Origin of the sequence: Bradyrhizobium sp. ARR65 (assembly GCF_000472385.1) — a bacterium.
In the GTDB taxonomy this organism is placed as follows: Bacteria; Pseudomonadota; Alphaproteobacteria; order Rhizobiales; family Xanthobacteraceae; genus Bradyrhizobium.
Map to the genome: position 1 here is coordinate 26,984 of NZ_AWZU01000029.1, position 20,907 is coordinate 47,890.

23 protein-coding genes are annotated in these 20,907 nt (G+C 63.1%); 11 read left to right on the forward strand and 12 right to left on the reverse strand.

Annotated features, from left to right (window positions below; translation table 11 throughout):
- Positions 1–30 precede the first annotated feature (30 nt).
- Both F758_RS0127100 and F758_RS0127105 read right to left on the reverse strand, forming a co-directional pair.
- Entirely contained in the window at positions 31–309 is a 279-nt protein-coding gene (locus F758_RS0127100; protein WP_024510825.1) for a helix-turn-helix domain-containing protein, read from the reverse strand.
- A gap of 221 nt (positions 310–530) precedes the next feature.
- Positions 531–1,037 (reverse strand): MarR family winged helix-turn-helix transcriptional regulator, encoded by a 507-nt coding sequence (locus tag F758_RS0127105; protein WP_024510826.1) that lies wholly within the window; start codon positions 1,035–1,037, stop codon positions 531–533.
- A gap of 173 nt (positions 1,038–1,210) precedes the next feature.
- Here F758_RS0127105 and F758_RS0127110 point away from each other — a divergent pair, with 173 nt between their 5' ends.
- From F758_RS0127110 to F758_RS0127145, 8 genes are all read left to right on the forward strand, one after another.
- A complete protein-coding gene (locus F758_RS0127110) occupies positions 1,211–2,251 on the forward strand; it encodes a branched-chain amino acid ABC transporter permease (RefSeq protein WP_024510827.1) in 1,041 nt (346 codons plus the stop codon).
- A 4-nt stretch (positions 2,252–2,255) separates the two neighbouring features.
- Positions 2,256–4,025 (forward strand): branched-chain amino acid ABC transporter ATP-binding protein/permease, encoded by a 1,770-nt coding sequence (locus tag F758_RS0127115; protein ID WP_024510828.1) that lies wholly within the window; start codon positions 2,256–2,258, stop codon positions 4,023–4,025.
- Positions 4,022–4,753 (forward strand): ABC transporter ATP-binding protein, encoded by a 732-nt coding sequence (locus F758_RS0127120; protein ID WP_024510829.1) that lies wholly within the window; start codon positions 4,022–4,024, stop codon positions 4,751–4,753. The genes F758_RS0127115 and F758_RS0127120 overlap by 4 nt, the downstream gene beginning before the upstream one ends.
- A 111-nt stretch (positions 4,754–4,864) precedes the next feature.
- Positions 4,865–5,632 (forward strand): hypothetical protein, encoded by a 768-nt coding sequence (locus F758_RS0127125; RefSeq protein WP_024510830.1) that lies wholly within the window; start codon positions 4,865–4,867, stop codon positions 5,630–5,632.
- A 3-nt stretch (positions 5,633–5,635) separates the two neighbouring features.
- Positions 5,636–6,040, forward strand: coding sequence for a DUF6152 family protein (locus F758_RS44645; protein ID WP_024510831.1), 405 nt, complete (start codon positions 5,636–5,638; stop codon positions 6,038–6,040).
- Positions 6,041–6,047: 7 nt separating this feature from the next.
- Complete coding sequence (locus tag F758_RS0127135; RefSeq protein ID WP_024510832.1) at positions 6,048–6,551, forward strand: DUF6644 family protein; 504 nt, start codon at positions 6,048–6,050, stop codon at positions 6,549–6,551.
- A complete protein-coding gene (locus F758_RS0127140) occupies positions 6,551–7,054 on the forward strand; it encodes a DUF6644 family protein (protein WP_024510833.1) in 504 nt (167 codons plus the stop codon). The genes F758_RS0127135 and F758_RS0127140 overlap by 1 nt, the downstream gene beginning before the upstream one ends.
- A gap of 94 nt (positions 7,055–7,148) precedes the next feature.
- Positions 7,149–7,523: a hypothetical protein gene (locus tag F758_RS0127145; protein ID WP_157450179.1), complete on the forward strand. Its 375-nt coding sequence runs from the start codon at positions 7,149–7,151 to the stop codon at positions 7,521–7,523.
- A 426-nt stretch (positions 7,524–7,949) separates the two neighbouring features.
- Here F758_RS0127145 and F758_RS0127150 read toward each other — a convergent pair whose 3' ends face one another.
- From F758_RS0127150 to F758_RS0127190, 9 genes are all read right to left on the reverse strand, one after another.
- Positions 7,950–9,095 carry an ABC transporter substrate-binding protein gene (locus tag F758_RS0127150; protein WP_024510835.1) on the reverse strand — a complete coding sequence of 382 codons (1,146 nt, stop codon included), beginning with the start codon at positions 9,093–9,095 and terminating at the stop codon, positions 7,950–7,952.
- A 75-nt stretch (positions 9,096–9,170) separates the two neighbouring features.
- Positions 9,171–9,590, reverse strand: coding sequence for an acyl-CoA thioesterase (locus tag F758_RS0127155; protein ID WP_024510836.1), 420 nt, complete (start codon positions 9,588–9,590; stop codon positions 9,171–9,173).
- A gap of 99 nt (positions 9,591–9,689) precedes the next feature.
- Positions 9,690–10,451, reverse strand: a complete 762-nt coding sequence (locus tag F758_RS0127160; protein WP_024510837.1) for an SDR family NAD(P)-dependent oxidoreductase — start codon at positions 10,449–10,451, stop codon at positions 9,690–9,692.
- Between the two features lie 178 nt (positions 10,452–10,629).
- Entirely contained in the window at positions 10,630–12,531 is a 1,902-nt protein-coding gene (locus F758_RS0127165; protein ID WP_024510838.1) for a feruloyl-CoA synthase, read from the reverse strand.
- Positions 12,528–13,334, reverse strand: a complete 807-nt coding sequence (locus F758_RS0127170) for a crotonase/enoyl-CoA hydratase family protein (protein WP_024510839.1) — start codon at positions 13,332–13,334, stop codon at positions 12,528–12,530. Before F758_RS0127170 ends, F758_RS0127165 begins: the two co-directional genes overlap by 4 nt.
- 240 nt (positions 13,335–13,574) lie before the next feature.
- Positions 13,575–14,030 carry a DUF3237 domain-containing protein gene (locus F758_RS0127175; protein WP_035723211.1) on the reverse strand — a complete coding sequence of 152 codons (456 nt, stop codon included), beginning with the start codon at positions 14,028–14,030 and terminating at the stop codon, positions 13,575–13,577.
- Positions 14,031–14,114: 84 nt separating this feature from the next.
- Complete coding sequence (locus F758_RS0127180; RefSeq protein ID WP_024510841.1) at positions 14,115–15,431, reverse strand: TRAP transporter large permease; 1,317 nt, start codon at positions 15,429–15,431, stop codon at positions 14,115–14,117.
- An 8-nt stretch (positions 15,432–15,439) separates the two neighbouring features.
- Positions 15,440–15,949 (reverse strand): TRAP transporter small permease, encoded by a 510-nt coding sequence (locus tag F758_RS0127185; protein WP_024510842.1) that lies wholly within the window; start codon positions 15,947–15,949, stop codon positions 15,440–15,442.
- Positions 15,950–16,087: 138 nt separating this feature from the next.
- Complete coding sequence (locus F758_RS0127190; protein WP_024510843.1) at positions 16,088–17,104, reverse strand: TRAP transporter substrate-binding protein; 1,017 nt, start codon at positions 17,102–17,104, stop codon at positions 16,088–16,090.
- Positions 17,105–17,278: 174 nt separating this feature from the next.
- Here F758_RS0127190 and pobA point away from each other — a divergent pair, with 174 nt between their 5' ends.
- Both pobA and F758_RS0127200 read left to right on the forward strand, forming a co-directional pair.
- Entirely contained in the window at positions 17,279–18,448 is a 1,170-nt protein-coding gene (gene pobA, locus F758_RS0127195) for a 4-hydroxybenzoate 3-monooxygenase (RefSeq protein WP_024510844.1), read from the forward strand.
- A gap of 242 nt (positions 18,449–18,690) precedes the next feature.
- Positions 18,691–19,107, forward strand: coding sequence for a PaaI family thioesterase (locus tag F758_RS0127200; protein ID WP_024510845.1), 417 nt, complete (start codon positions 18,691–18,693; stop codon positions 19,105–19,107).
- A gap of 122 nt (positions 19,108–19,229) precedes the next feature.
- Here F758_RS0127200 and F758_RS0127205 read toward each other — a convergent pair whose 3' ends face one another.
- The gene (locus F758_RS0127205; protein WP_024510846.1) at positions 19,230–20,123 is read right to left on the reverse strand and encodes a LysR family transcriptional regulator; all 894 of its coding nucleotides are present in this window, start codon (positions 20,121–20,123) and stop codon (positions 19,230–19,232) included.
- 116 nt (positions 20,124–20,239) lie between these two features.
- Between F758_RS0127205 and F758_RS0127210 the strand changes: the two genes are divergently transcribed.
- Positions 20,240–20,863 carry a pyridoxamine 5'-phosphate oxidase family protein gene (locus F758_RS0127210; RefSeq protein ID WP_024510847.1) on the forward strand — a complete coding sequence of 208 codons (624 nt, stop codon included), beginning with the start codon at positions 20,240–20,242 and terminating at the stop codon, positions 20,861–20,863.
- Positions 20,864–20,907 lie beyond the last annotated feature (44 nt).

Sequence of the window (20,907 nt, forward strand, 5' to 3'; positions counted from 1 at the left end):
GCGTCCGGGTGTCGATGGCCGCGCGCGCGTTCATGCCAAGTCGCCCGCTCCGGCTTTTGGCGCCGGTGATATCAGCCTGACGCCGCGGCCGCCGCCCTGGCTCGCGGCCCCCTCGCCGATCAGCTCGATTCCGGCTGCGGCCAGTGCCTCGACCAGCTTCATCAGCGAATCGACATTGCCGCGGATCACCCCTTCGGAAGCTTCCATGCGCTGGATGGTCGGCAGCGACAGGCCGCAGCGTTGCGCCAGCTCGCGCTGATCAATCCCAAGAAGCGCGCGGGCGGCGCGCAACTGCGCGGCGGTGATCACGGGACTCACCCCTCTGCCGAATTCTGAGAGAATCCAGTTACTATACCTCCAAATTGATGTGTCAAGCATCAATTAGAAGGTTTACGGCATCACCGTATTCGGACGGACCGATCCCGTCATTCCGGGCGCTCGCGACAGCGAGCGAACTGCGGAATCCAGAAGTTGTGGGCGCGAGATTTGCGGGTTCGATGCAATCGCATCGCCCGGAATGACGGGCCCACCTAGAATTCGTTGACGATCTTGGTCAGCATCGCGAGCAGCGCGGCGCGGTTGGTGGGGCCGAGGAGCTCGTTGAGCCGCGCCTCATGCTTGTTGGCGACGAGCCTTTTTGCCCGGACCAGCATGTTGCGGCCCCTCTCCGTCAAGAGCAGGATGTGCGAGCGGCGGTCGTTGGTCGAGCGCACCCGCTCGCACAGCCCGCGGCTTTCCAAGCCGTCGAGCATCGAGACGAAATTCGGCCGCAGGATCCCAAGCGTATTGGCAATCTCGGTCTGGTTACGGCCGGGATTCTTCTCCAGCAGGAGCAACACGGAAAATTGCGCAGGCGTGAGCTGCAGGGGGGCCATGCAGCGCAGAAAATCCTCGAAGATTTTGAGCTGCGCGCGTTTCAGCGTATAGCCGAGCAGCTCGGAAAGCTCGCCAAGCTGGAGCGCTGTGGTCTCGGCCGGCTCAACCGGCTCCTTGCGGGCTCTTGCGGCCTCGGCGACAGCAGTCTTGGAAACGGTCATCGCCCCATGCTCGCGATCACGACAGGTTGGAAACAGCAAGGCCGGCCGGCAGCCTTGAGATTATATTTGATAATTGTTATTCAACATATCAAATATCGGTACGGCTTTTCAACTGCCGCGACGAGCCGGCCTTGCTTTGCAATCAGGCCGGACATCAGGGGGAGCGTCCGCACTTGAACTCCACGATCATGCTGTTCCTGGTGCAGGACGGCATCACCAATGGCGCGATCTACGCCCTCTTGGGGCTGGCACTTGTGCTGGTGTTCGCCGTAACGCGCGTGATCCTGATCCCACAGGGCGAGTTCGTCACCTATGGCGCGCTGACCTATGCCTCGCTGAGCGCCGGCCAGATGCCGGGCACGGCGAAGCTGGCGCTCGTGATGGGTATTGCCGCCTTTGCCTTCGATCTGTTCGCCGCGCGACGGCTCCTCCGCTGGCAAAAGCTTGCGCGCGCCTTCGCGGTCAATGTCGTTTTGCCGGGCGCGGTGCTGGCGCTGACGTCGTGGCTGGCCGGTCGGCATTCGCCGGTTCTGGTCAATGTTGGCGCTTCGCTTGTCATCGTGGCGCTGATCGGCGTCTTCCTCTATCGCCTCGCCTTCCAGCCGCTCGCGCACACCTCGGTGCTGGTGCTGCTGATCGCCTCCGTGGGCTGTCATCTCGCCATGCAAGGTTTGGGGCTGTTGTTCTTCGGCGCCGAAGGACAGCGCGGACCTGCGCTTGCCGATGCGGCCGCAACATTGGGCCCGCTGCGTTTCACCGGACAGAGCATCGCGGTCTACGGGCTCACCGTCGCCTTCATCGTCGCGCTCTGGCTGTTCTTCGGCTTGACCGTTTATGGCAAGGCGCTGCGCGCCACCGCCGTGAACCGGCTCGGCGCGCGGCTGGTCGGGATCAGGACCTCGCTGTCGGGACAGATCGCCTTCCTGCTCGCGTCCGTCATCGGCGCGTTGTCGGGCATCCTGATCGTGCCGATCACGACGCTCTATTACGACACCGGATTTTTGATCGGCCTCAAAGGCTTCATTGCCGCGATCATCGGCGGCCTCGTCAGCTATCCGCTGACCGCCATGGCCGCGCTCCTGGTCGGCGTCGTCGAGGCCTTCTCCTCCTTCTATGCCAGCAACTTCAAGGAAGTCATCGTCTTTACGCTCTTGATCCCGGTGCTGCTGCTGCGCTCGCTCGCCGCGCCCGCGGTCGAGGAAGAGGGGGACTGAAGCGATGCGCGAGCGCTGGCCCGTCCTCGTTTTCGCGGCCCTGATGGCGGCGATTCCCTTTGTGCCTGATGTTCCGCCGTTCTGGATCGTGCTGCTCGACAATATCGGCCTCTCCGCGCTGGTGGCGATGGGACTCGTGCTGCTGACCGGCGTCGGCGGCCTTACCTCCTTCGGCCAGGCGGCGTTCGTCGGTTTCGGTGCCTACACCACGGCGGTACTGACCACGGCCTATGGCGTCTCGCCCTGGCTCGCGTTGCCGGCTTCGCTTGCGGTGAGCGGCATCGCCGCGATCCTGCTCGGTCTCGTCACCGTGCGGCTATCAGGCCATTATCTGCCGCTCGGCACCATCGCCTGGGGACTCGGGCTGTTCTATCTGTTCAGCAAGCTGGAATTCCTCGGCCGCAATGACGGCATTTCGGCGATCCCGCCGTTGTCGATCGGTGCGCTGAAGATGCTTGATCCCGGCACGATCTATTACGCGATCTGGATCGCGGTATTCGTCTCGGCGCTGCTCACCTTGAATCTGTTGGACTCCCGCACCGGTCGCGCCATCCGGGCGCTCCGGCGCGGCCACATCGCAGCGGAAGCCTTTGGCGTGCAGACGCCGCGCGCCAAGCTTCTCGTCTTCATCCATGCCGCGGTGCTGGCGGGACTCTCGGGCTGGCTCTACGCGCATTTCCAGCGCGCGGTGAATCCGACGCCCTTCGGCGCGCAGGCCGGCATCGAATATCTGTTCATCGCGGTGGTCGGCGGCGCCGGCTACGTCTGGGGCGGCGTGCTCGGCGCAGCGATCGTGGTGGTGCTCAAGGAGGTGCTGCAGAGCTATCTGCCGCTTCTGTTGCACGGCGAAGGCCAGCTCGAGATCATCGTATTCGGTATCCTGCTGGTGGCGCTGTTGCAGCTCGCGCCGACCGGCGTATGGGCGCTCGTGATGTCCTGGCTCCCGGTCAAGGCCGCCCGCAAGCGCCCGGACGTCTCGCTCAAGCTCAGCCCTCGCGAGCGGGCGCCGCACGAGGGCGGCGTGCTGCTGCAGCTCGAGAAGGCGCGCAAGCAGTTCGGCGGCGTGGTGGCGGTGAACGACGTGTCCTTTGCCGTGCGGCCGCGCGAGATCGTCGCGCTGATCGGCCCGAACGGCGCTGGCAAGAGCACGACGTTCAACCTGATCACCGGCGTGCTCACGGCGACCAGCGGCTCGATCTCCGTGCTCGGCAAAAGGCTGCGCAATCCGCCCCCACAGGAGGTGGTCAAGCTCGGCGTCGCCCGCACCTTCCAGCATGTGAAGCTGGTGCCGGACATGAGCGTGCTGGAGAATGTCGCGATCGGCGCGCATTTGCGCGGCCATGCCGGCCCGCTCGCCAGCATGTTCCGCCTCGACCGCACGGATGAAGCAAAGCTGTTCGCGGAAGCCGCGCGCCAGATCGAGCGCGTCGGTCTTGCCGAGCAGATCGACCAACCGGCCGGCTCGCTCTCGCTCGGCCAGCAGCGCATTGTCGAGATCGCCCGCGCGCTTTGCGCCGATCCGTTGCTGCTGCTGTTGGACGAGCCGGCCGCGGGCCTGCGGCACATGGAAAAGCAGCGGCTCGCTGCGCTGCTGCGGCAATTGCGCGACGGCGGCATGTCGGTGCTGCTGGTCGAGCACGATATGGGATTTGTGATGGATTTGGCCGATCGCGTGGTCGTGCTCGATTTCGGCACCAAGATCGCGGAAGGAACGCCGGACGCCATCAAGACGAATCCGGAAGTGATTAGGGCCTATCTTGGAGCCGCCGCATGAGCGCGCTGCTGACGATTGCTGATGCCCATGTCGCCTATGGCAAGGTCGAGGCGGTACGTTCGGTATCGCTCGAGGTTGCCGCGAACGAGATCGTCACCATCATCGGCGCCAACGGCGCCGGCAAGACCACGCTGCTCAACGCGATCATGGGCGTGCTGCCCCTCAAGGGCCGCATCGGCTTTCTGGGTGCGGACCTGACACAGCTCGAGATCGAGGACCGTGTCGGCTTAGGGCTAAGCCTCGTGCCGGAACATCGCGAGCTGTTCTGGAGCATGAGCGTCGAGGACAATCTCCTGCTCGGCGCCTTTCGCGGCACATCGGCTGGTTCGGCTAGTGCGTTCGAACGAGTCTACACGCTGTTTCCGCGCCTGAAGGAGCGGCGCAAGCAGCTCGCAGGCACGCTGTCCGGCGGCGAGCAGCAGATGCTGGCCATGGGCCGCGCGCTGATGGGCGCGCCCAAACTGTTGATGCTGGATGAGCCGAGCCTGGGGCTCGCTCCGATCATCGTCGCCGATATTTTCCGCACCGTCTCCGAACTGCGCAGCGCCGGCGTCTCCGTGCTGCTCGTCGAGCAGAACGCGCAGGCTGCGCTGAAGATCGCCGACCGCGCCTATGTGATGGAGCTCGGCGAGTTCGTGCTGCAGGGAAGCGCGGCCGAGATCGAGCGTCACGAAGGCGTCGCCGCCAGCTATCTCGGCTTCCAGCACGCGGGCGAGAGCGGAATCTGAACATTCAACTCACGCGGAACCTCCCGCAAGTGTGAAGCAAGCGCGTGACTTGGCAGCTTTGCTTTCGCACCCGCGCAAACTATCCTCAAACGGGGCCGTTGGGGATGTCGCATGTCGCACAAGCTTGCGGTCCTTGGTTTCGTGCTGGCTCTGGTCGGAGCGTCGACCGCATCCGGAGCGCGGGCTGAACCTGATTTCAGCGGCGTGTGGCTCCCGGACATAAGGGATCAGAAGCGCCAGGAGACGGCGAACATGCCGCCCTGGAAGCCGGAGATTCTAAGCCAGGTTCAACATTTGATTGCCGAGGAAAAGGCCGGGCGCCCGTTTCTGGTGCTGAGCCACTGTCTGCCGCACGGCATGCCGAGTTGGATGCTGATCACGCATAATGCGTTCGAGTGGCTCACAACCCCAGGTCGCATCACCCTGCTCGGCGAGGTCGATGGCAACCGGATGCGGCGGATCTACACGGATGGCCGCCAGCATCCCGAGGATCCCGATCCGACATTGCACGGCCATTCGATCGGCCATTGGGAGGGCGATACGCTGATGGTCGACACCACCGCGATCATGCCGCAAGCCTATATCGCGATCAGCGAAGCGGTCGGCATTCCCAACAATGGCGACATGCATGTCGTCGAACACATTCATCTCACCGAGCCGAACGTGATGCATGATGATCTCGAGATCACCGCGCCGAAAGTCCTCACCACGACCTGGAAAACGACACGAATTTTCCGCCGCTACCCCGATCGCCATTATGAAATCATCGAGGGCGAGTGCGAGCAGGGCGACCTGATCCCAGGCAAGGACGAGCACGGCAACGACATATTCATCTTCAACCCGCAAAGCGCGTACGGAACGGTTCGCACGGACAAATAGGGAATGATCGAGATGCCGGTGAAGGCTTTTTCTCTTGCCGCTGCACTGATGCTGGGCTTTCCGACCCTCGCGGCGGCGCACCATTCGGGTGCCGCCTATGACCAGGAACATCAGCAGACCACGCAGGGCACGGTCAAGCAGGTCAACTGGACCAACCCTCACATCACTTTTGTCGTCGAGACCGACGCCAAGGACGGCAAGCAGGCCGAGACCTGGGTTTTCGAGGTCTCAAGCCCCGGCGTGTTGACGCGCTCCGGCTGGACCAAGCGCTCGCTGCAGGTCGGCGATCACGCGACCTTCCAATACGCTCCGCTTCGTGACGGCAAGCCTGGCGGGCTGTTGCGAAAGGTGACGCTGCAAAGTGGCCAGGAACTGACTTACACGCTGACGCCTGAGATGGAGAAGTAGTCCGGCGATGGAGGCCGCTCTGACTGCATTTTCCAAATGGCTGTCGGCGACGTCGCTCAGCCATGCCATCCAGACAGCGGGCTGGATCATTCCAACGCTGCAGACCATACACATTCTCTGCGTCGCCATCGTGTTCTCATCCGCGGTGCTGGTTGATTTGCGGCTGTTCCAGCTGTTTGAGCGCGACGAGCCGCTGCGCGAGGTGGCGCGGCGCTTTCTGCCGGCGATCTGGCCCGTGCTGCTCGTCTTGCTCGCGACCGGAGGCCTGCTGATCATCGGCGAGCCGCGCCGCTCGCTGGTCAATCCAACCTTTTACCTCAAAATGACCCTGCTGCTTGTCGCGATCCTGCTGACGGCAGGCCTGCAGAGATCGATCGCTTCCGCACCAGTCGCTTGGGAGAAGGATCGAAGCCGCCGGATGGCGGGCAAGGCTCTCGCAACGGTATCGATCCTGGTCTGGTGCGGCATCCTGTTCGCCGGGCGCTGGATCGCCTACACGCAGGCCGGTTGATGTCGCAGTTTCAGGATATCATTGCCTATTTCGAGGACAGCGGGCTGGCGGAAAGCATTCGCGAAAACGATACGCTGTTTCCATCCATCGAGTCCGTCCACGTGATCGCGATCTGCCTCGTTGTCGGCTCGATCCTCGTGCTGGACCTGCGCCTGCTCGGGCTCGCCTCCATTCATCGGCCCGTGAGCCGGCTCGCGGGTGCCATCCTCCCGGTAACTTGGAGTGCATTCGCGATCGCGGCGACCTCCGGCTTTTTGCTGTTCATCTCCAACGCGACCAAATATCTGGAGAACGGCTATTTCGTCGCCAAGATCTGTCTGATCTGTGCCGCCGGCGTGAATATGCTGATCTTCCACGGCATCAGCGCGAGGGATCTGTCGCAGTGGGAGAAGGAGCCGCGACCGCCGCTGCGGGCGCGCCTTGCAGGCGCGGTCTCGATCCTGCTCTGGATCGCGGTCGTGGCTTGCGGGCGCTGGATCGGATTCACCATGCAGGTGCTTTGAGATGGGCAGGCTCCGCCTTTCTCGCGGCGTGATTGTTGCAGTCGCCATGACAGGCTTGGCCGCATCGCCATCAATGTCGGAGGATGTGGCGGCGATGCCGCCCTTCCAGCCCCATGTCGACATGAAGACGTTCATGGAGCACGTGCTCAGTCCGGCCGCGGCGATCATCTGGAGCACCAACGGCACGATCATCGACGAGAAAGGCGAGCATGACCTTTCGCCGAAAACAGATGACGACTGGGAGAAGATCGTCAGCGGCGCGGCAACGCTGGCGGAAGCAACGAACGCGCTGATGATCCCGCAGCGGGCGCTGGATGCGCAATGGAACGACTACGTCAACAAGCTCGCGGCCGCCGCGGACAAAGCCTATCGCGCCGCGGAGGCGCACGATCTGAAATCCATCTCCGAAGTCAGCGATCAACTCGACAGCATCTGCGCCGCCTGCCACCGTCATTACGGGCTGGAGTAGATTGCGGCCACGGCGCAGTGCTTATTATGGCGCGGCGCTTATTATTGCGCCCTCTCTCCTTGTGAGAGGCAGTTCCGCAGGAGCATACGCCGATCAAATTGCAGAGCCAGGCGGGCACCTTGGGCTCGCCTCCCCTCGATTCGCTCAGCTCGGCGACTGCTCTACAACATGACCAGCTCCCAGTTAGTACCGTCACCCTGAGGTGTGAGCCACCGGGTCCGCGCGAAGCGCGGCCCGATGACAGGCTCCACGAGCCTCGAAGGGCGACGGCCCGGCCCTCGCAGCAGGCCGTTCATCGTTCGAGGCTCGCTACCGCAAGCACCTCAGGATGACGGTTCGAGGCTGGTGCTCGCTTGGATCAAAGGGCCTATCTATTGGATCACCCGCTGTCGCGGGCGATGACGGTGGTGCTTGCGGCAGTCACGCTCACTCCGCCAGGACGTATTTGCCGTTTTTCACCGTGAGCAGAATGCGCGAGCGGTCGTCCAGGCCGTAGCGGTCGGTTTCGGTGAAATTATAGACGCCCTGGCTCGCCGGAATTTCCCGCTCGGTCAGCAGCGCCTTTCGGATCGCCTCGCGGAATTCGCTCGTGCCGGGTTGTGCCGTTTTCAGCGCGGTCGGGACGACACGCTCCAGAACCAGGAACGCATCATAGGAATGGCCGGCGAACTGGCTGCGCGGGCCGTATTTGGCTTCATAGGCCTTGTCCAGCGCCAGGCCCGGCTTCTTGGTGAGCGCGCTGTCGGGCTGATCCTCCGGATCCATCACTGGCCCCGAAACCATGATCACGCCCTCGGCGGCCTTGCCCGCGATGCGGATGAAATCCATGCTGGCGGCGCCGTGGGTCTGATAGATCAGGCCCTTGTAGCCGCGGTCCCGCAGCTCGGTCTGCGGCAACGCCGCAGCGGTGCCGGAGGCGCCGACCAGGATGGCATCGGGATTGGCGGCGACAAGCTTCAACACCTGGCCGGTGACCGATGTGTCGGGACGCGCGAAGCGCTCATCATCGACCAGCGTCATGCCCATCGGGATGGCCTGTTTCTTGAAATCGTTCAGCCAGAGATCGCCGTAGGAATCGGAATAGCCGATATAGCCGACGGTCTTGATGCCATGCTTCTTCATGTGGTCGTACAGCGCCTTGCCGACGATCGGAATCGGCTGCGGCATCGTCACCGACCACTTCGCCCGTTCCGGCGTGATCGGGAATGGCGCGAGCCCGATATGCGGAATGCCGGCCTCGTTGGCGACGTTGGACACCGCGATTGTCGGTGGCGTCGTGGAAGAGCCCATAATGATGTCGGCCTTGGACTCCGTGACAAAGCGCCGCGCATTCGTTGTGGCGTTGGTCGGGTCGCCGCCGTCGTCGAGCACGATCACTTTCAAGGGATGGCCTGCGATCTCCTTCGCCACGAAGTCGAGCGCGTTGCGCTCGGGGATGCCGAGCGCCGCCGCCGGCCCCGTCGTGGAAATGCTGATGCCGATGGTGATCTCATTGGTCTGCGCGCCCGCCGGCGCGCCCGGCAACGCAAGGCTGAGCGCCAGCGCCGCGGCAGACAAAAGGGCTTTCCTCATTCGTTCCTCCCTGCAATGTTCGCTTGTTCCAGAGCAGAACTTGCCCTGCAGTTCAACCCTCTCTTTAGGTGTGCATCAGCCCTGCATGAATTTCTCGACGATCTCGCTCGGCACCGGCACCGATTTCAGCTTGTCAGGATCATCGGGATCGCGGCCGACCAGCACGCGGGTCTCGAAGGCCTCGATCGCAAGCGCCTCGCCCTTGTAGACCTTGTGAGTGACCTCGAAACTCGACCGCTTGAAACTCTCGATCCGGCTCTCGATCGTGATCCAGTCGCCGTAGGTGGAAGGGATGTAGAATTTCGCCTGCGTGTCGACCATGGGAATGCCGACCAGCCCGTAGCGCTTGACGAGGTCCTGCTTGGAAAAACCCGCCGCCTCGAACATGATCGAGGTGGAATCGTCGAACATCGCGAAATAACGCGGATAGTAGACGATGTTGGCGGGATCGCAGTCGCCCCACTGTATCTGGACATCGCGCCGGTGCACGAACATCGTGTTTACCTAGCTGTTATGCCGCCAAGGCGGCGGTTCACCTCTCCCCGCGGGGAGAGGTGAGAGCGAGTTCGAGTTCGTGGCGGCGATCGTGTCATATCACTTCGGTGCCATGCGCAGCGCGCCGTCGAGGCGCACCACCTCGCCGTTGAGATAGGGGTTGTCGATGATGTGCAGCGCGAGCGAGGCGAACTCCTCGGCCTGGCCGAGCCGGTGCGGGAACGGGATCGCGGTCGCAAGCGAATCCTGCGCCTCCTGCGGCAGGTTCGACAGCAGCGGCGTCAGGAACAGGCCCGGCGCGATGGTCATGACGCGGATGCCGAACTGCGCGAGCTCGCGCGCGATCGGCAAGGTCATCGCGACGATCCCGCCCTTGGAGGCCGAATAGGCCGCCTGCCCGATCTGGCCGTCATAGGCGGCGACGGAGGCGGTGTTGATGACGACGCCACGTTCGCCGCTTGCCAGCGACTCGAGCTTGGACATCGCTGCTGTCGCCACGCGCAGCATATTGAAAGAGCCGATCAGATTGATCTTGATCACCTTCTCGAAATCAGGCAGCGGCATCGCTCCGTCGCGGCCGACGACGCGTTTAGCAACACCGATGCCGGCGCAGTTCACCAGCACGCGCGCCGGGCCATGCGCCTTTTCGGCCTGCGCGATCGCAGCCTCGGCTGCAGCCGAATCCGACACGTCGCAAACGATCGCCGTGCCGTTGATCTCGGCTGCGACGCTTTCCGCCAGCTTGGCATTGAGGTCGCAGACCGCGACCTTCGCGCCCTGGGCGGCGAGCTTCCGCGCGGTGGCGGCGCCCAGCCCCGATGCGCCTCCGGTAACGATGGCGGCCTGGTCCTTCAACAACATGATGGTCTCCTTAATTGGCTCTACGGCGCGATGAGATTAGGCTTAGCTGCGGGCGATGGCGAAGGTCTACCTCTCCCAGAGGGAGAGGTCGGATCGCAACGATGCTTCGCATCGCTCCCCATCGGGGCGAGGTAGTGCGAATCCACAGATGGCCTGCTTCAACCAACACTCATCTTCCCTATCTCAGCGTGATCACATAATCCGCCGGCGTCGGCGCATAAAGCTGTTCGATCAACTCCTTGCGATGCTCCAGCACCGCGCGCTGGTTGATCGAGCCCTTGTCGGTGACCTCGCCGCGGTCGATCGATAGCGGCGCATCCAGCAGGATCGCACGGGTGATCCGCGTCGAGGAGCCCGTCGCGCTCGACAGAAACTTTTCAAACCGCTCGCGGAAGGCCGCCCGCACCAGCGGATCGGCGGCGGTGGCCTTGAGATCGTCGAAAGGCAGCGTCGCGTTGATCAGCCGGCAGCCATCGAGGTCGAGCACGACGATCGCCGCGATCTCGTCGCGGTTGATGCCGGCGATTACGACGTCGCGCACCAGCGGCGCGCAGGCCGCGATGAAGCGAGCGCGCAACGGACCGACACTGACCCAGGTTCCGCTCGCGAGCTTGAAATCCTCGGCAATCCGGCCGTCGAAATCGAAGCCGGCATGCAGATCACTGGGATCGGCGGGCTTGAGCGCATCGCCGAGCTTGTAAAAGCCTTCCTCGTCGAAGGCAGCCTTGCTCACGTCGGGCTGACGCCAATAGCCCGGCGTGACATTCGGCCCCTTCGCGCGCACCTCGAGCTTGCCGTTGCTCGGCACGAGCTTGGCCTCGTTGCCCGCCACCGGCAGCCCGACGTGGCCGGAGCGGCTGGTGCGCGGATTGGCCGCCATGAAGTACGGCGCGGTTTCGGTCGCCCCGAGCCCGGTCAGCATCGGCACACGATGGCCGGTCGCCTGCACGGAAAGCTCATCAAGGCTGTTCCAGACATAGGGCGAGAGCGCCGCGCCCGAGAAGAACATTGCATGCAGGCGGCTGAAGAATTTTTCGCGCAGTGCGGCATCGTCGCGGAAGTAAGGCAGCAGCGACTCGTAGCCTTTGGGCACGTTGAAATAGACCGTCGGCGCGATCTCACGCAGATTGCGCACCGTCTCTGCAATGCCTTCAGGCGTCGGCTTGCCCGCATCGAGATATATCGAGCCGCCATTATAGAGCGTGAGGCCGACATTGTGATTGCCGCCAAACGTGTGATTCCAAGGCAGCCAATCGATGATGACGGGCGGCTCGTCCTTGAGGAAAGCCATCGTCTCGCGCAGCATGACCTGGTTGGCGCAGATCATGCGCTGAGTGTTGATGACCGCCTTGGGATTGCCTGTAGACCCCGAGGTCAGCAGGAATTTTGCGATCGTGTCGGGGCCGATCTTGTCATGGGCTGCATCAAGGTTCGGATGCAAGGGCGTCGCCATCAGGTCCTTAAGCAGCGTCACGTCGCGGCCCGGCACGGCGCCGTAAGCCGCCGCGATCTCGGTGCCGAGCGACACGTTGGCGAGAAGTGCATCGGCGAACTTGTCGGCGTCATCGGTAAAGACGAGGCCCGGCGTCAACAGCTTCATCACATGCGCGAGCTTGCTGTAGTCCTTCGAGACCAGCGAATAGGCCGGCGACACCGGGCAGAATGGAATCCCTGCATAAAGCGCGCCGAAGGCGACCAGCGCGTGATCGATCGAATTGCCGGAAAGGATGACGACCGGCTTTTCGGCCGACAGTCCCCGCTTCAGCAGGCTCGAGGCGATATGCCGGCTGCAGACGAGCAGTTCGGCATAGGTGAGCTGCCGCCAGCCGCCGCTGCGCTCGCGCTCCGCCATGAAGACGCGGTCCGGCGCGACGCTTGCCCAATAATGCAGGCGGTCGGTGATGCGGGCCGGATAGTCGTCGAGGGTGCGGGTCGGGCGCAGATAGATGGTGCCGTCGGATTTTCGCTCGATCGAGACGGCCGGATCGCGGAACGAGATCGCGCGCAGTGGATGATGGGCGGCAGCGTGGCCGGTTTCGCCGGCTGGCGTTGACACGATCATGTTCGGCTGCGCGCTCATGTCGACCCCGGTTTCACCTTTGCGGTTCTGTGCTCGAGAAAGGCGCGGATGCGGCGCTTTGCTTCCTTGTCACTCTGCGCCACCGTCGCCATCAGCGACTCCATCAGAAGCCCGGTCTGCGGATTGGCCTCCGCAATCATCGGCAGCGCCTGCAGCACGGCGAAATTGGTCAGCGGCGCATTCGAGGCGATACGCTCGGCAAGCTCCATGGCTTTGGCCAGCGCGCCACCGGCCTCGACGAGATATTGGGCAAAGCCATAGGCCGAGCCTTCGGTTGCCGAATAGACCCGCCCCGTGAGCATCATGTCCATCATCCGCGGCACGCCGATCAGCCGCGGCAGCCGGACCGAGCCGCCGCCCCCGACGAAAATGCCGCGCTGGCCCTCCGGCAGTGCGAAATAAGCCGATGGCTCGGCGACGCGGATATGCGCAGCGCAGGCAAGCTCCAGTCCGCCGCCGATCACAGCGCCCTTCAGCGCTGCGATCACGGGCACGCGGCTATATTGAATGCGGTCGAAGACGCGATGCCACATCTGCGAATGGCGCAGGCCCTCGGTGGCGTCGTGCTCGGTCAGTTCGGACAGATCAAGGCCGGAGGAAAAATGATCGCCGACGCCGTGAATGACCACCGCGCCGATATCGTCGGGCAGCTTCGCAAAGCACTCGCCGATGCTAAGGATGATGCCGTCATTGAGCGCATTGCGCTTGGCCGGACGGTTGAGCCCGACGGTCAGCACCGCGCCGCTTTTCTCGATTTTCAACAGCGCGGCATGTTCCGCGTCGGCGGCAGAGGCGTTTCCCATCGGCTTGTTGTGTCCTGTTCGGAATAGTTATGTTGTATAACGATTTTGGGGGGAGTCAACAGGGCCCTTGCTGCCGCCGTCATTGCGAGGAGCAAAGCGACGACCCGCCGTCGCCTATGGCGAGGCTAGGAGTCCCGCCGAAGCGCCTTTGCGCGTAGGCGGAAGCAATTCAGCCTGTTTCCGCGGCAAAACCCTGGATCGTTTCGCTCGCAATGACGAGGATGTGGTTTCGGCCTGAGGTCACAACACCATGTGCACGTCGATCACCACGCGCGTGGCGTGGCGGGCGACGGAGGCGACGAAGAGGTGCTCCATCAGCCAGCGATATCTGTCGCTGCCGGTCTCGAACTTCGGCGACGTCCGGCAATAGATCAGTTTCGGATCGACTGGGTCGCCGCGCTTCAGCTTCTGCAGAAGATCCAGGGGTCCAAAGCGGATCCCTTTGTTCTCGACATAGATCACCGTGCCGTCATCGCTCTCAAGCGCATATTTCGCCTCCAGCTCGATCAGCTCGTTGGGGCGGATGATCTGGAAATCCGCGCCGAACGGAAGAACCTTGCCATTGATCTCGCCCCGCACCTCGCCGCCGATAATCGGGATAACGCGGCGAACGCCATGGCCGATGTCGCCGGCGCTGACCACCTCGCCGATCAACGCGGTGATGGTGAAGACGTATTTGGTTTCGAGCACCGGCATGGACAGCCAACTCTCACCGAGGTTCGCTGGCGCGAGCACCTCGGGATGACGGAGAGAGGCGCCCGCCGCTTCAGTTAAGCACACCTACCCCGCCATGCGCTGGGGCAGCCAGGTCGCGAGCAGCGGGAAAGTAATCAGGATCACCAGTCGTATCAAGTCGGTCGCCACGAACGGCAACACGCCTTTGAAGATGGTGGAGAAGGAGACGTCCTTCACCACGCTCTTGATCACGAACACGTTCATGCCCACGGGCGGATGGATCAGGCCAAGCTCGACCGTCATCACGATGATGACGCCGAACCAGATCGGATCGAAGCCAAGATGCGAAACCACCGGGAAAATGATCGGCACGGTGAGGATGATCATCGCCATCGCGTCCATCAGGCAGCCGAGCACCAGATACATCAGCATGATGACCGCGAGCACGCCGTAGCTGCCGAGCCCGAGCGAGGTCAGGAACTCCGTGACTTTTTGCGGCGTCTGCGTGACCGTTAGGAAATAGCCGAAGATCAGCGCGCCGATCAGGACGGTGAAAACCGCCGCCGCGGTGCGCGTCGCCTGCAGGAGCGAGGCCAGAATCTTCTCCTTGTCGAGGCGGCCGGTGAAGACACCGATCAGGAACGCGCCGGTCGCGCCGACGCCGCCGGCTTCGGTGGGCGTGAAGCGCGGCAGGAAGGGAAGTCCATAGAGCCCGCCGATCACGAAGATGAACAGCAACACCGGCGCCCAAATATCCTTCAGGCCGATGAATCGCTCGCGCCAGGCGAGCGGCTTGCCCTGGGGCAGAAAGCCGGGCGCCAGATAGCCGATCAGCGCGATCGTGATCATGTACATGGTCATCGCGAGCAGGCCGGGGATGATGCCGGCGATGAACAATTTGCCGATATCCTGCTCGGTTATGATGCCATAGACCGCGAGCACCGTGGACGGCGGCAGCATCGCGCCCAAAGTGCCGCCCGCCGCGATCACGCCGGTGGCAAAGGATTGCGGATAGCCGAACCGCCGCATCTCCGGATAGGCGACCGCGGAGAATGTCGCGGCAGTGGCAACTGAAGAACCGGAGATCGCGGCGAAGCCGCCGCAGGCGGCCACCGTCGCGATCCCCAACCCGCCGCGCAGGTGACCGACAAAGCCATTGGCGGCGCGGAACAGTTCGCGGCTCATGCCGGATTGACTCACGAAGGTTCCCATCAACAGAAACATCGGGATGACACCGAAGGTGTAGTCGGTCACCGTCCGCATCGAGGTCTGGCCGACCAGTTTCAGCGCCTGGGTGCCGCCGACGAGATAGGAAAAGCCGGATACGCCGACGAGTCCCATCGCCATGCCGACCGGCACGCGCAAGAGCATCAGCGCGAACAGCGCCACGAACCCGATGACCGCAACGGCGTCGGTACTCAGCAAAGCAATCACTCCGTGGCCTTGATTTGGGGATCGTGCATGTCTTCGGGATGGAAGATCAGCCGGTAGGTGCGGATCGCGATCAGGAGCACTGCGGAGATGTCGCCGATCCAGGCTACGGCAAAAAACGGCCAGACCGGCATGTGCAGGTCGAAGGTCAGCACGTGGTCATTATAGGTGCCGCGCACCTTGTCGAACAAAGTCCAGGTCTGCACTGTGACGACGAAGAGCAGCACCAGCGTTGCGAACACGTCGATCATGCGCTGATAACGCGGGCCGACATTGGCCCAGACCAGATCGACGGTGATGTGCGTCCCGCGGTAGGAGGTCGCGGCGATGCCCCAGAAGATCAGGATTCCGAGCAGCATCCGCCCGATGTCGAAGGAATCGGGAATGGCATAGTTGAGCGTGTTGCGCAGCAGCACCGAGACGAAAATGTCGAGCGCGACGATGCCAACGAAGCCCGCCGCGATCCATTCGATCGTGTCGATAAAGCGATCCATCGTCGCGCGGTTCATGTCGCTTCCTTAAAGTGACTTGAGCTTGGGTTGAGTTGCCGCGCTCCCTTCACCTCTCCCGGAGGGAGAGGGGTGATCCGAGTCCGCGGCTCGCGCCGATTCATCCAAGCTCATCTCACGCTAGAGGCCAGAGCCGAATTATTGCGCCAAGGCGTTATACTTCGCGAGCGAGGCCTTCAGCTCGTCCAGCGCCTTGTCCGGATCGACGCCGGTCTTCCTGACGCCATCGGCCCAGGTCTTCACCAGCGGCTCGGCCGCCTTCTTCCACAGCGCGGTCTGCTCGGGAGTCAGCTTATAAACGTCCTGCCCCGACTCGGCCCTGATCTTGTCGACACCGGCGTCCTCGAACTTGCCCCAGGGCTCGCCGACGCGCCCCGCGGCCTCGGTATTGCAATTGTCGTCGATCGCCTTCTTCTGGCGATCCGACATCTGGTTATACTTGTCCTTGTTCATCACGAAGACGAAGGTCGTGACATAGAGCGGCGCATCCATGTGATACTTGGTCACCTTGTCGACGCCGAACAGCAGCAGCGAACCCGCCGGGAAGGTGACCCCGTCGGCCACGCCGCGCTCGATGATGTCGCGGACTTCCGGCGCCGAGGACTGCACATTGGTGCCGCCGAGCTGGGTGACGAAATTGGCGATGGTCGCATCCGCCGGGCGAATCTTCATGCCCTTGACGTCCTCGGGCACCACCACCTTCTTGGTGCGGGTGTGGAAAGCCGAGGGTGTGTGGACGAAGGCGAGGCAATATTTCACGTCCTTCATCTCGCTCTCCGCATATTTGCGGTACCAGGCATCCAGCCCTTCCGAGCCGCCCTTGGCGTTCGCGATCAGGAACGGAAGCTCGCCGGCGCCGATAATCGGAAAGCGGCCGGGCTGGTAGCCGGGATTGACATAGGTAATGTCGGCGATGCCGTCGCGCGCCATGTCGTAATGGTCGAAGGCCTTGCCGAGCTGCTGGGCGGGGAACACCTGGGACTTGATGGTGCCGCCGGACTCCTTCTCGACCGCCGCGGCCCAGTCCTCCAGCGATTTCTGCAGCGGATGCGATGCCGGCACCCAATGCGAGATTCTCAAATTGAAGGTTTGCTCCGCCCCGAACGCAGGCGTCACGCCAACCGCCAGCAGCAACGCCAACCATGCCTTCCTCATCGGCTCTCTCTCCCTTTAGTCAGGCTTTACGCTTTGTCGCGCTGCGCCCTCTGCAAGCCGGGCTTCCACGGCCCTTTGCAGATATTGTTATATGATATAATTATCATTGCAAGGCGGCGGCTTTCGCCCCGAGCCCGGCTCGTTTGAAGCCTATAACATCGGAGGAAACAAGTATTGCGGACAAAAGTCGCAATCATTGGCGCGGGGCCGGCGGGATTGTTGCTTGGGCAACTCCTCCGCACCTATGGCATCGACAATATCATCCTGGAGAGACAATCGGCGGAGTATGTGCTCGGCCGCATTCGCGCAGGCCTGCTGGAACAAGGCACGGTCAGGCTGCTGGACGAGGTCGGCGCGGGCGAGCGGGCCCATCGCGAAGGCCTGGTCCATGACGGGATCGAGCTTGCCTTCGGCGGCGCCCGTCATCGGATCGATATGAAAGCATTGACCGGCAGGACCGTGATGATCTACGGCCAGACGGAGGTGACGCTGGATCTGATGAATGCGCGCAAAGCGGCGGGACTGACGACCGTCTATCAGGCGGCGAATGTCACGCCGCTCGATTTTGATACCGACCACCCGCGCGTCACCTATGTGAAGGACGGCGTCACCCGCGAAATCAGTTGCGATTTCATCGCCGGCTGCGACGGTTTCCACGGTATCAGCCGCGCCAGCGTCAAGCCAACAGCGATCGAAGAGTTCGAGCGCGTCTATCCGTTCGGCTGGCTCGGCATCCTCTCCGAGACCCCGCCGGTCTCGCATGAGCTGATCTACAACAATCATGAGCGCGGGTTCGCGTTGTGCACGATGCGTTCGATGCACCGCAGCCGCTATTACCTGCAATGTTCGTTGGACGATCACATCGACCACTGGCCCGACGACCGCTTCTGGGACGAATTGAAGCGGCGGCTCGACCAGCGAGCGGCCGACACGATCGTCACCGGTCCCTCGATCGAAAAGAGCATCGCGCCGCTGCGCAGCTTTGTCGCCGAGCCGATGCGGTTCGGGCGCATGTTCCTGGCCGGCGACGCCGCCCATATCGTGCCGCCGACCGGCGCCAAGGGTCTGAACCTCGCCGCCAGCGACGCGCACTACCTGGCCATAGCGTTGCGCGAGTACTACGACGAGAAATCATCCGCCGGCATCGACAATTATTCCGCCACCGCGCTGGCGCGCGTCTGGAAGGCGGTGCGGTTCTCCTGGTGGATGACCTCGATGCTGCACAAATTTCCCGACACCGGCACTTTCGGCGCACGTATTCAGCTCGCGGAACTGGATTACGTCTGCACCTCCAAAGCGGCGATGACGTCGCTGGCGGAGAACTATGTGGGGCTGCCGTTCTAGTATTGCGTAATTTGCGCCCGTCATTCCGGGACGATGCGAAGCATCGAACTATGGTGCGCATTGCGAACCTGGGAATCTCGAGATTCCGGGTCTGGTCCTTCGGACCATCCCGGAATGACGCAAGATTCGTTGCGCGCTCCCTTCAAGCACCTCGCAAACCCCGTTTAAAACTTTGTAGGCGGTGAAAACGTCACACCTTTCGCGTTCAATGGCGCCAGGTATTGCCAACACGCGAGCCGCCCATGACCGAAACGATCCCTGCGGGCTTTGAACCGCACTTCCGTAAGAGCCCGTTCACCGATCCCTGGGAGCCGCTCTATTCCAAGCGCACGGAGAAAGCTGTTGCACTTGGGCTGCGGCTCGCAACACCTCACACCAATTCCCGCGGGCTGATCCATGGCGGGCTGATCGCATCGCTTGCCGACAATGCGATGGGCTATAGCTGCGCCCAGGCGACGGGCTGGACGGTGAGGCTGGTGACGATCAATCTCTCCGTGGACTTCGTCGGCTCCGCCCAAATCGGCCAATGGCTCGCGGTCGAGTGCGAGGTCATCAGGACCGGCAACACCCTCTGCTTCGCGCAAAGCCTGATCAAGGCGGACGATGTGGTGATCGCGCGGGCGAACGGGACGTTTCGCGTGGTGCCGAAGAAGGGGTGATGAGGATACTGTCGTTCCGGGGCGATCCGAAGGATCGAACCCGGAACCTCGGGATTCTCAGGTGCGCGAGTTGCGCACCGTAGTTCGGTGCTCTCGCACCGCCCCGGAACCACGACGCAGTGTCACCCAAACCGCCAATCAGCTGTCTCGACCACGAGATCGATAAAGGCGCGCACCTTCGCCGACAACAATCGTGAGGTCGGATAGACGATATGGATCGGCAATGCCGGCCGCTCGAACTTTTGCAGCACGATCCTGAGCCGGCCGCGCTTCACCGCGTCGGCGGCCTGATAGGCCAGCACGCGCGTCAGGCCGCCGCCGGCTTCGGCATGCTGGATCGCGGCATCGGCGTTGTTGGTGGAAAAGCGCGGGATCACGGTCACCTGCAGCTCGCTTTCCTCCTTGCCGAAACGCCATTCCGCCGTCGCGGCCAGCGCGCCGAACTGGATGATCTGGTGCGAGGCGAGCGCCTCCGGCGTCTTCGGCTCGCCATGCGCCTTCAGATAAGCGGGCGAGGCCACTACGATGCGCCGCATGTCGCCGACATGGCGCGCCACCAGCGAGGAGTCCGGCAGATGCCCGATCCGCACCGCGAGGTCGACGCCGTCCTCGACCAGGTTGACCATGCGGTCCTCCAGCCGCAACTCGCCTGACACTTCGCCATAGCGCTTCAGGTACGCCGACATCACCGGGCTGACATGCAGCCGGCCGAAGCCGACCGGCGCCGAGACCACAAGCCGGCCGGTCGGGCGGGTGCGCTCGCCTTCGGCCGCGAGCTCGGCTTCCTCGATATCGGCGAGGATGCGCCTGGCACGCTCGAGATAGCGCGCGCCGGCATCGGTCAGCGACACCTGGCGCGTGGTCCGCTGCAACAGCCGCACGCCGAGCCGTTCTTCGAGCGCGGCGATGAGCCGCGTCACCGCCGGCGGCGACAGGCCGAGCTTGCGGGCGGCGGGCGCAAAGCCGTGGGCGTCCGCCACCGTCACAAAGGCCTGCATGGCTTCGATCCGGTCCATGGATATTATTGCATATCCTGCAACGATGAAGTGTCAATCGGCCTGATTGTTTTAGCCGGCAAAAGATCCATCTTGGGCGGCAAAACCGGGCCGCAAGCCCGCGGGAGACGTTTCCGATGTCAGAGACCCATGTCTATCCGAGCGACGTTGCCTTCACGCCGGCGGTCAAATCGATCCAGGCCCGCAAGGGCTCGCGCGAGCATTATGCGCTGATGGAGCAGCGCGGCTGGCGCACCGAAATCGACCAGAACCTCGCGGCGTTCCTGGGCGAGGCCAACAGCTTTTATCTGGCCACCGCCTCGGCCTGCGGCCAGCCCTACATCCAGCACCGCGGCGGCCCTCCGGGTTTCTTGAAGGTGCTGGACAGGCACACCCTGGCCTTCGCCGACTACGCAGGAAATCGCCAGTACATCACGCAAGGCAATCTCTCGGAAAACCCGAAGGCGTATATCTTCGTGATGGATTACGCGCATCGCCGGCGCGTGAAGATCTGGGGCGAAGCCCGCGTCGTCGACGACGATGCCGCGCTGACGCAATCCCTGATGCCGAAAGGCTATCGCGCGAGGCCTGAGCAGGTGATCCTGTTCACGGTCGCGGCCTGGGACACCAACTGCCCGCAGCACATCCCGCAAAAATTCGATGCCGCCGATGTTGCCGCAGCGCTCGCCGCGCGCGATGCAAGGATTGCGGAATTGGAAGCGGAAGTGGCGGCGTTGAAGGGGGTGACGGCGTCGCAATAGTATTTGAGAATTGCTCTCGCCGCGGGCTCAGTCCACTTCGCCCC